Source organism: Mycobacterium sp. E342 (genome assembly GCF_001667665.1).
Classification (GTDB): domain Bacteria; phylum Actinomycetota; class Actinomycetes; order Mycobacteriales; family Mycobacteriaceae; genus Mycobacterium.
The window spans coordinates 1-9,280 of record NZ_LZJM01000255.1 but is presented as its reverse complement, the minus strand read 5'-3'; the positions used below and the strand labels follow the sequence as shown (position 1 = coordinate 9,280).

9 protein-coding genes and 1 pseudogene are annotated in these 9,280 nt (G+C 68.2%); all 10 read left to right on the top strand.

Translation table 11 applies throughout. From position 1 onward, the window contains the following. Positions 1-184, top strand: a pseudogene (locus A5692_RS28550) (hypothetical protein); the annotation flags it as partial. A 115-nt stretch (positions 185-299) separates the two neighbouring features. Continuing rightward, positions 300-1,211 carry a Rossmann-like and DUF2520 domain-containing protein gene (locus tag A5692_RS20625; protein WP_068059194.1) on the top strand — a complete coding sequence of 304 codons (912 nt, stop codon included), beginning with the start codon at positions 300-302 and terminating at the stop codon, positions 1,209-1,211. Next, positions 1,208-2,146 carry a pantoate--beta-alanine ligase gene (panC, locus tag A5692_RS20620; RefSeq protein ID WP_068059192.1) on the top strand — a complete coding sequence of 313 codons (939 nt, stop codon included), beginning with the start codon at positions 1,208-1,210 and terminating at the stop codon, positions 2,144-2,146. The genes A5692_RS20625 and panC overlap by 4 nt, the downstream gene beginning before the upstream one ends. After that, a complete protein-coding gene (gene panD / locus A5692_RS20615) occupies positions 2,146-2,565 on the top strand; it encodes an aspartate 1-decarboxylase (protein WP_067925023.1) in 420 nt (139 codons plus the stop codon). Before panC ends, panD begins: the two co-directional genes overlap by 1 nt. 2 nt (positions 2,566-2,567) lie before the next feature. Next, complete coding sequence (locus A5692_RS20610) at positions 2,568-3,383, top strand: type III pantothenate kinase (protein ID WP_068059190.1); 816 nt, start codon at positions 2,568-2,570, stop codon at positions 3,381-3,383. A gap of 118 nt (positions 3,384-3,501) precedes the next feature. Beyond that, complete coding sequence (gene lysS, locus A5692_RS20605; protein WP_068059188.1) at positions 3,502-5,013, top strand: lysine--tRNA ligase; 1,512 nt, start codon at positions 3,502-3,504, stop codon at positions 5,011-5,013. 124 nt (positions 5,014-5,137) lie between these two features. Then, a complete protein-coding gene (gene lsr2 / locus A5692_RS20600; RefSeq protein WP_003875617.1) occupies positions 5,138-5,476 on the top strand; it encodes a histone-like nucleoid-structuring protein Lsr2 in 339 nt (112 codons plus the stop codon). 316 nt (positions 5,477-5,792) lie between these two features. Beyond that, entirely contained in the window at positions 5,793-8,327 is a 2,535-nt protein-coding gene (gene clpC1, locus A5692_RS20595; protein ID WP_068059186.1) for an ATP-dependent protease ATP-binding subunit ClpC, read from the top strand. Positions 8,328-8,579: 252 nt separating this feature from the next. Next, entirely contained in the window at positions 8,580-8,792 is a 213-nt protein-coding gene (locus A5692_RS20590; protein WP_068059184.1) for a CbtB-domain containing protein, read from the top strand. A 4-nt stretch (positions 8,793-8,796) separates the two neighbouring features. Further along, on the top strand, positions 8,797-9,280 hold a 484-nt coding region (locus tag A5692_RS20585), incomplete at its 3' end, for a CbtA family protein (RefSeq protein WP_197514520.1).

Genomic DNA, 9,280 nt, shown 5'->3' with positions numbered 1-9,280 from the left:
ACCACCGCGGCTGGCCCCGCCGCCACCCCCGGAACACGCACCCCGGCACGGCGGTTCCGAACCGGACGGCAGGGACAGCCCGGGCGAGGCCGCCCAGACGGGCGGCCAGTCGGTCGCCGACCTGTTGGCGCGGCTGCAGGTCCAGCCGTCGGAGGGGGGCCGCCGTCGGCGCCGCGACGGCTGAGCTGGGAGCTTCCTCACATTGGGTGCCGCCGGGTGATCGACTACAGTTTGAGTGACCGAACGGTACCCACGGGGTGGGACCGGAACGAACGAAGAAATCTGTGAGGTCGTCTGCGATGGTGCAGTTCGACGGTTTGCGCCCGGCCAGGCTCAAGGTGGGGATCATCTCGGCCGGCCGGGTGGGCACCGCGCTCGGTGTCGCGCTGGAGCGCGCCGACCACGTCGTCGTGGCGTGCAGCGCCATCTCCCACGCGTCCCGGCAGCGGGCGCAGCGTTGGCTGCCCGACACCCCGGTGGTGCCCCCTCCCGACGTCGCCGCCGGCGATGAGCTGCTGCTGCTGGCCGTGCCCGACAGCGAACTCGCGGGCCTGGTGTCCGGGTTGGCCGCGACGTCCTCCGTGCGGCCCGGCACGATCGTCGCCCACACCTCCGGCGCCAACGGCGTCGGGATCCTCGCCCCGCTGACCCAGGACGGATGCATACCGCTGGCGATCCACCCGGCCATGACGTTCACCGGGTCCGACGAGGACATCAGCAGGCTGCCCGACACCTGCTTCGGCATCACCGCGGCCGACGACGTGGGGTACGCGATCGGGCAGTCGCTCGTCCTGGAGATGGGTGGCGAACCGTTCTGCGTGCGCGAGGAAGCGCGGGTGCTGTACCACGCCGCCCTGGCGCACGCGGGCAACCACCTGGTGACGGTGCTCGCCGACGCGCTCGAGGCGTTGCGGGCGGCGCTGCGCGGCAGCGAACTGCTCGGCCAGGAATCCGTCGACGACTCCCCGGGCGGGATCGCCGAACGCATCGTCGGACCGCTGGCCCGGGCGGCGCTGGAGAACACCCTGCAGCGCGGGCAGGCCGCGCTGACCGGCCCGGTCGCGCGCGGCGACGCGGAAGCGGTCGCCGGGCACCTGGCCGCACTGAACCGGCTCGACCCGGAACTGGCGCAGGCCTATCGGGTGAACGCCCTGCGGACCGCCCGGCGCGCCCACGCGCCCGCCGACGTCGTCGAGGTGCTGGCAGGATGAGACCGGGCAAGCCGCCGGCCTTCAAGGCCGGCGAACTCAACGTCTACTCGCGCCCGCGCGACGTCAGCGACGTGAGCCGGGCGCTGCGCCACACCGGCCGTCGGGTGATGCTGGTGCCGACCATGGGCGCGCTGCACGAGGGCCACCTCACCCTGGTCCGCGCCGCCAAGCGGGTGCCCGGCGCGGTGGTGGCGGTGTCGATCTTCGTCAACCCGCTGCAGTTCGGCGCGGGGGAAGACCTCGACGCCTATCCGCGGACCCTGGACGACGACCTGGCGTTGCTGCGCGGCGAGGGCGTCGAAATCGTCTTCGCGCCAACGGCGGCCGAGATGTACCCCGACGGTCTGCGCACCACCGTGCAGCCCGGCCCGCTGGCTGCCGACCTCGAGGGCGGACCGCGACCGACGCACTTCGCCGGCGTGCTGACCGTGGTGTGCAAGCTGCTGCAGATCGTGCGGCCCGACCGAGTGTTCTTCGGCGAGAAGGACTATCAGCAACTGGTGCTGATCCGGCAGATGGTCGCCGACCTCAACATCGACGTCGCCGTGGTCGGCGTGCCCACGGTCCGCGAGGCCGACGGGCTGGCCATGTCGTCGCGCAACCGCTACCTCGATCCGATCCAGCGCGAGGCCGCTGTGGCGGTGTCGGCGGCGCTGACCGCGGCGGCGCACGCCGCCGATGCCGGGCCCCGGGCCGCGCTGGACGCGGCGCGCGCGGTGCTCGACGCGGTGCCCGAGCTCACGGTCGACTACCTCGAGTTGCGCGCCCCGGACCTGGGCCCGTTGGGCGTCGGCAGGGCCGGCCGGCTGCTCGTCGCCGTCCGCTTGGGCAGCACCAGGCTGCTGGACAACATCGCGCTCGAGATCGAAACTTCGCCGGCACCCGTGGGGCCGGACGGATATCGGGACACCCGTGAATCATCTTGGAGGAATTGATGCTACGGACGATGCTCAAGTCGAAGATCCACCGCGCCACCGTCACGCAGGCTGACCTGCACTACGTCGGGTCGGTGACCATCGACGCCGACCTGATGGACGCGGCGGACCTGCTCGAGGGCGAGCAGGTGACCATCGTCGACATCGACAACGGTGCCCGCCTGGTCACCTACGCGATCACCGGCGAGCGCGGCAGCGGCGTGATCGGAATCAACGGCGCCGCGGCCCATCTCGTGCACCCGGGCGATCTGGTGATCCTGATCGCATACGGGACCATGGAAGAGGCCGAGGCGCGGGCCTACCGGCCGCGGATCGTGTTCGTCGACGCCGACAACAAGCCGATCGACCTGGGCGACGACCCGGCTTTCGTCCCCGCAGACGCCGCCGAGCTGTTGGATCCCCGAATCGTTGCGCGGTAACCGTGCTGCTGGCCATCGACGTCCGTAACACCCACACCGTCGTGGGGCTGATCTCCGGGTCCAAGGAGCACGCAAAGGTTGTGCAGCACTGGCGGATCCGGACCGAATCCGAGGTCACCGCCGACGAGCTGGCCCTGACCATCGACGGCCTGATCGGCGACGACTCCGAGCGGCTCACCGGCGCCGCCGCGCTGTCCACCGTCCCGTCGGTGCTGCACGAGGTGCGGATCATGCTCGACCAGTACTGGCCGTCGGTGCCGCACGTGCTGATCGAGCCCGGCGTGCGCACCGGCATCCCGCTGCTGGTCGACAACCCGAAGGAAGTCGGGGCCGACCGAATCGTCAACTGCCTGGCCGCATTCCACCGGTTCCAGAGCGCCGCCATCGTCATCGACTTCGGATCCTCGATCTGCGTGGACGTGGTGTCGGCCAAGGGTGAATTCCTCGGCGGCGCGATCGCCCCGGGCGTGCAGGTCTCCTCGGACGCCGCCGCGGCCCGGTCCGCCGCGCTGCGCCGGGTCGAACTCTCCCGCCCCCGTTCGGTGGTGGGCAAAAACACGGTCGAGTGCATGCAGTCCGGTGCGGTGTTCGGCTTCGCCGGGTTGGTCGATGGCCTGGTCGGGCGCATCCGCGAGGACGTCGAGGGCTTCGCCGGCGACGACGTGGCGGTGGTGGCCACGGGACACACGGCACCGTTGCTGCTGCCCGAGCTGAACACCGCCAGCCATTACGACCAGCACCTGACCCTGCACGGACTGCGGCTGGTATTCGAACGCAACCGGGACGCCCAGCGCGGCCGGCTGAAGACCGCGCGCTGAGTTTTCGCCGCCGAGATTGCCCCAGTGGTCGTGGCTGCGACCGGACAACCACCATGACGGCAACCTCGGCGGGCCGCCAGTAAGAGTCGCCCCACGAGGTCATTTAAGCTGGCACGTCGTGAGTGACGCCAGTGAGGATGCCGCAGTCGACCTGCCCGAGCAGTACCGCATCCGCCGGGACAAGCGCGCTCGCTTGCTGGCGGAGGGCCGCGAACCCTATCCGGTCGCCGTCGAACGCACCCACACCCTGGCGCAGGTGCGCGCCGACCATCCCGACCTGCCGGTCGACACCGCGACCGACGACGTCGTCGGCGTCGCCGGCCGGGTGATGTTCGCTCGCAACTCCGGGAAATTGTGCTTCGCTACCCTGCAGGAGGGCGACGGCACCAGCCTGCAGGTGATGATCAGCCTCGACAAGGTGGGCCGCGAATCGCTAGACGCGTGGAAAGCCGACGTCGACCTCGGCGACATCGTCTACGTGCACGGCAACGTGATCAGCTCACGCCGCGGCGAATTGTCCGTCCTGGCCGATTCCTGGCAAATGGCGGCCAAGTCGTTGCGACCGCTGCCGGTGGCCCACAAAGAGATGAGCGAAGAGGCGCGCGTGCGGCAGCGCTACGTCGACCTCATCGTGCGGCCCCAGGCCCGCACGGTGGCGCGGCAGAGAATCGCCCTGGTCCGCGCGATACGCAACGCGCTCGAACGGCGCGGGTTTCTCGAAGTCGAAACGCCGATGTTGCAGACGCTGGCGGGCGGCGCGGCGGCGCGACCGTTCGTCACGCATTCCAATGCGCTCGACATCGATCTGTACCTGCGGATCGCCCCGGAACTGTTCCTCAAGCGCTGCGTCGTCGGTGGTTTCGACAAGGTCTTCGAAGTAAATCGAGTGTTCCGAAACGAAGGTGCGGATTCCACGCATTCTCCGGAATTCTCCATGCTGGAGACCTACCAGGCGTACGGAACCTATGACGATTCGGCGGTCGTCACCCGCGAGCTTATTCAAGAGGTCGCCGACGAGGCGATCGGAACCCGACAACTGCCGCTGCCCGACGGCACTGTCTACGACATAGACGGAGAATGGGCGTCGATTCAAATGTACCCGTCGCTGTCGGCGGCACTCGGTGAAGAGATCACCCCCGAGACGCCGGTCGACCGGCTATGGGCGATCGCGGAGCGGCTTGGCGTGGAAATCCCCCGCGATCGCGGGTACGGGCACGGAAAGCTCGTCGAGGAACTCTGGGAGCACGCTGTGGGCAACACGCTCACCGCGCCCACCTTCGTGCGGGACTTTCCGGTTGAGACAACGCCTTTGACTCGCCAGCACCGCAGCATCCCCGGCGTGACCGAGAAGTGGGACCTCTATATCCGCGGGGTCGAACTGGCCACCGGGTACTCGGAACTGAACGATCCCGTCGTGCAGCGGGAGAGATTCGCCGAGCAAGCCCGCGCCGCGGCGGCCGGCGACGACGAAGCCATGAAGCTCGACGAAGACTTTCTCGCCGCCCTCGAGTATGCGATGCCGCCTTGCACCGGAACCGGAATGGGTATCGATCGCTTGTTGATGACTTTGACCGGCCTGTCAATTCGAGAGACAGTTTTGTTCCCGATTGTTCGGCCGCACTCCGGTTGAAAAGTGCAACTGTGCGCCTTGCGGCCGGATTGAGTATGCTTCCTTGTTATGGCAGATTGATGACCCGGGGAGGCGCAGCCAATCTGCTCGGCAACTGCTCAGGACGAAATGCGAGGATAAGCTAATGGCGAAAAAAGTGACCGTCACCTTGGTCGATGATTTCGACGGTGCCGGCGCAGCCGACGAAACGGTCGAATTCGGGCTTGACGGGGTGACCTATGAGATTGACCTTTCGTCCAAGAATGCCGCGAAACTCCGCAACGACCTGAAGCAGTGGGTGGAAGCCGGCCGCCGGGTCGGCGGTCGGCGGCGGGGGCGTTCCGGCTCCGGGCGCGGCCGCGGCGCGATCGACCGCGAGCAGAGCGCGGCGATCCGCGAATGGGCCCGCCGCAATGGACACAACGTGTCGACGCGGGGCCGCATCCCCGCCGACGTCATCGACGCGTTCCACGCGGCGACCTGACAAACTGCGAAACCGGCGCCCGGGCTGCAATCGGTCCGGGCGCCGGTTTGTCATTTCGCTCGCGGCGAAAGGCCCGGCCGTGGATTGAGGAAACGAATTGGCACCCGGCCACGTTGGTCCGGTTACGGCACTGTGATCACAGGGGAGATCGCCCGAAACGGGCCCGCGGGTCTTGAACGGCAAGGAACCGCAAGGTTATGCCCCCTGGCAGGCCGACCATTACAGTGGATGGCAGGTATGCGATTCCGGTCCCAACAGGGGCCGGTGGGCCGCTAAGAGGCCAGTACCGATGGTGAGGGAGAGCAGGTAACCACCGATGTTTGAACGTTTTACCGACCGTGCCCGCAGGGTCGTCGTCCTGGCGCAAGAAGAGGCCCGGATGCTCAACCACAACTACATCGGCACCGAGCACATCCTGTTGGGCCTGATCCACGAGGGCGAGGGCGTCGCGGCGAAGTCACTCGAGTCGCTGGGCATCTCGCTCGAGGGCGTCCGCAGCCAGGTCGAGGAGATCATCGGCCAGGGCCAGCAGGCGCCGTCGGGCCACATCCCGTTCACGCCGCGCGCCAAGAAGGTTCTCGAGCTGAGCCTGCGCGAGGCGCTGCAGCTCGGCCACAACTACATCGGCACCGAGCACATCTTGTTGGGCCTGATCCGCGAGGGTGAGGGCGTGGCCGCCCAGGTGCTGGTGAAGCTGGGCGCCGAGCTGACCCGGGTGCGCCAGCAGGTCATCCAGCTGCTCTCCGGCTACCAGGGCAAGGAGGCCGCCGAGGCCGGCACCGGTGGCCGCGGCGGAGAGTCGGGCTCTCCTTCGACGTCGTTGGTCCTCGACCAGTTCGGCCGCAACCTGACGGCCGCCGCGATGGAGGGCAAGCTCGACCCGGTCATCGGCCGCGAGAAGGAAATCGAGCGGGTGATGCAGGTGCTGAGCCGGCGCACCAAGAACAACCCGGTGCTGATCGGCGAGCCCGGCGTCGGCAAGACCGCCGTCGTCGAGGGCCTGGCGCAGGCCATCGTGCACGGCCAGGTGCCGGAGACGCTGAAGGACAAGCAGCTCTACACCCTCGACCTGGGTTCGTTGGTGGCCGGCTCGCGCTACCGCGGTGACTTCGAGGAGCGCCTGAAGAAGGTGCTCAAGGAGATCAACACCCGCGGCGACATCATCCTGTTCATCGACGAGCTGCACACGCTCGTCGGTGCCGGTGCCGCCGAGGGCGCGATCGACGCCGCGTCGATCCTCAAGCCGAAGCTGGCCCGCGGCGAGCTGCAGACCATCGGCGCCACCACGCTCGACGAGTACCGCAAGTACATCGAGAAGGACGCCGCCCTGGAGCGCCGCTTCCAGCCCGTGCAGGTGGGGGAGCCGACGGTGGAGCACACCATCGAGATCCTCAAGGGGCTGCGGGACCGCTACGAGGCGCACCACCGGGTGTCGATCTCCGATGCGGCGCTGGTGGCCGCCGCCACGCTGGCCGACCGCTACATCAACGACAGGTTCCTGCCGGACAAGGCGATCGACCTGATCGACGAGGCGGGTGCGAGGATGCGGATCCGCCGGATGACCGCGCCGCCAGACCTGCGTGAGTTCGACGAGAAGATCGCCGACGCGCGCCGGGAGAAGGAGTCCGCGATCGACGCGCAGGACTTCGAGAAGGCCGCCAGCCTGCGCGACCGGGAGAAGCAACTGGTCGCCCAGCGGGCCGAGCGCGAAAAGCAGTGGCGCTCCGGCGACCTCGACGTGGTCGCCGAGGTCGACGATGAGCAGATCGCCGAGGTGCTGGGCAACTGGACCGGTATCCCCGTGTTCAAGCTGACCGAGGCCGAGACCACCCGCCTGCTGCGGATGGAGGACGAGCTGCACAAGCGGATCATCGGCCAGGAGGACGCCGTCAAGGCCGTCTCCAAGGCGATCCGCCGCACCCGCGCCGGGTTGAAGGACCCCAAGCGCCCGTCGGGTTCGTTCATCTTCGCCGGCCCGTCCGGTGTCGGTAAGACCGAGCTGTCCAAGGCGCTGGCCAACTTCCTGTTCGGCGACGACGACGCGCTCATCCAGATCGACATGGGCGAATTCCACGACCGGTTCACCGCGTCGCGGCTGTTCGGCGCCCCGCCGGGATACGTCGGCTACGAGGAGGGCGGCCAGCTCACCGAGAAGGTGCGGCGCAAGCCGTTCTCGGTCGTGTTGTTCGACGAGATCGAGAAGGCCCACCAGGAGATCTACAACAGCTTGTTGCAGGTCCTCGAGGACGGCCGGCTCACCGACGGCCAGGGGCGCACGGTGGACTTCAAGAACACCGTGCTGATCTTCACCTCGAACCTCGGTACGTCCGACATCTCCAAGCCGGTCGGCCTGGGCTTCACCCAGGGTGGCGGTGAGAACAACTACGAGCGGATGAAGCAGAAGGTCAACGACGAGCTGAAGAAACACTTCCGCCCGGAGTTCCTCAACCGCATCGACGACATCATCGTCTTCCACCAGCTGACCAAGGACGAGATCATCAAGATGGTCGACCTGATGATCAGCCGGGTTGCCAACCAGCTCAAGACCAAGGACATGGCTCTGGAGCTGACCGACAAGGCCAAGGCGTTGCTGGCCAAGCGCGGCTTCGACCCGGTGCTGGGCGCCCGCCCGTTGCGGCGCACCATCCAGCGCGAGATCGAGGACCAGCTGTCGGAGAAGATCCTGTTCGAGGAGGTCGGACCGGGACAGGTGGTCACGGTCGACGTGGACAACTGGGATGGCGAGAGCGCCGGCGAGGACGCGGTGTTCACCTTCACCGGGGCACGCAAGCCGCCGGCCGAGCCGGACCTGGCGAAGGCCGGGGCGCACGCGGCCCCCGAAACGCCGTAGGCGCAATTCGAAACGGGCGGTGTGGCGATCGCGAGCGCGGCGGAGCCGGGCGAAGCGGATCGCCACCACCGGACTGGTCTCTGACGGGACCGCCGCCCGTTTCGCTTGTCCGGCCGCCCGTGGTTTACTGACTTCTGCCCTGACGAGCAACGGAATCTGGTGAAATTCCAGAACGGTCGCGCCACTGTCCACAGTCAGACCCGAAACTCGTCGTCACCAACGGGGACGCGCAATCCCCAGAAGGAGCCGACGGTGTCCGATCGCCAGCGAGTTGTCCGTGTCCGATCCGTTGACCTGTCGGCGGCCAGCGCCGCGCTCTGGTTGACCGCGACGGCGTTCCTGGCGCTGACGGCGCTGTACTTCGTCGGCGTCGAACAGGGCGCCGTATCGCTGTTCGGCGGTGATTCGCACGTGCACGAGTTCCTGCACGACGCGCGCCATCTGCTCGGCTTCCCCTGCCACTGATCCCGTGGAGAAGCGTCTGATCGGACGCGGCCTGCTGGCGGGTGCCATCGGTGCGGCGCTGGCTTTCGTCTTCGCCCGCCTGTGCGCCGAGCCGGTGATCGGTCGCGCGATCGCTTTCGAGGACGGCCGAGCCGATGCCGAGAACGCCCATGGCGTGCACGAGCACGGCGCCGAGCTGTTCAGCCGCGGGGTGCAGTCCAACGCCGGGCTGGGTTTCGGGGTGTTGATCTACGGTGCCGCGGTGGGCGCGCTGTTCGCGGTGCTGTTCTGCGTGGTCGTCGCGCGGGCGAAAGGTATTGGGGTGCGGGCGCTTTCGCTGTTGCTCGCGGCGGCGGCGTTCGTCGCGGTCTACCTCGTGCCGTTCGTGAAGTATCCGCCGAATCCACCGGCGGTGGGGCAGGCGGACACGGTCGGCGTGCGCACCGGCTGGTTTCTGGTGATGATGCTGGCGTCGGTGGTGCTGGCCCTCGCCGCGGTGTGGCTGGCGA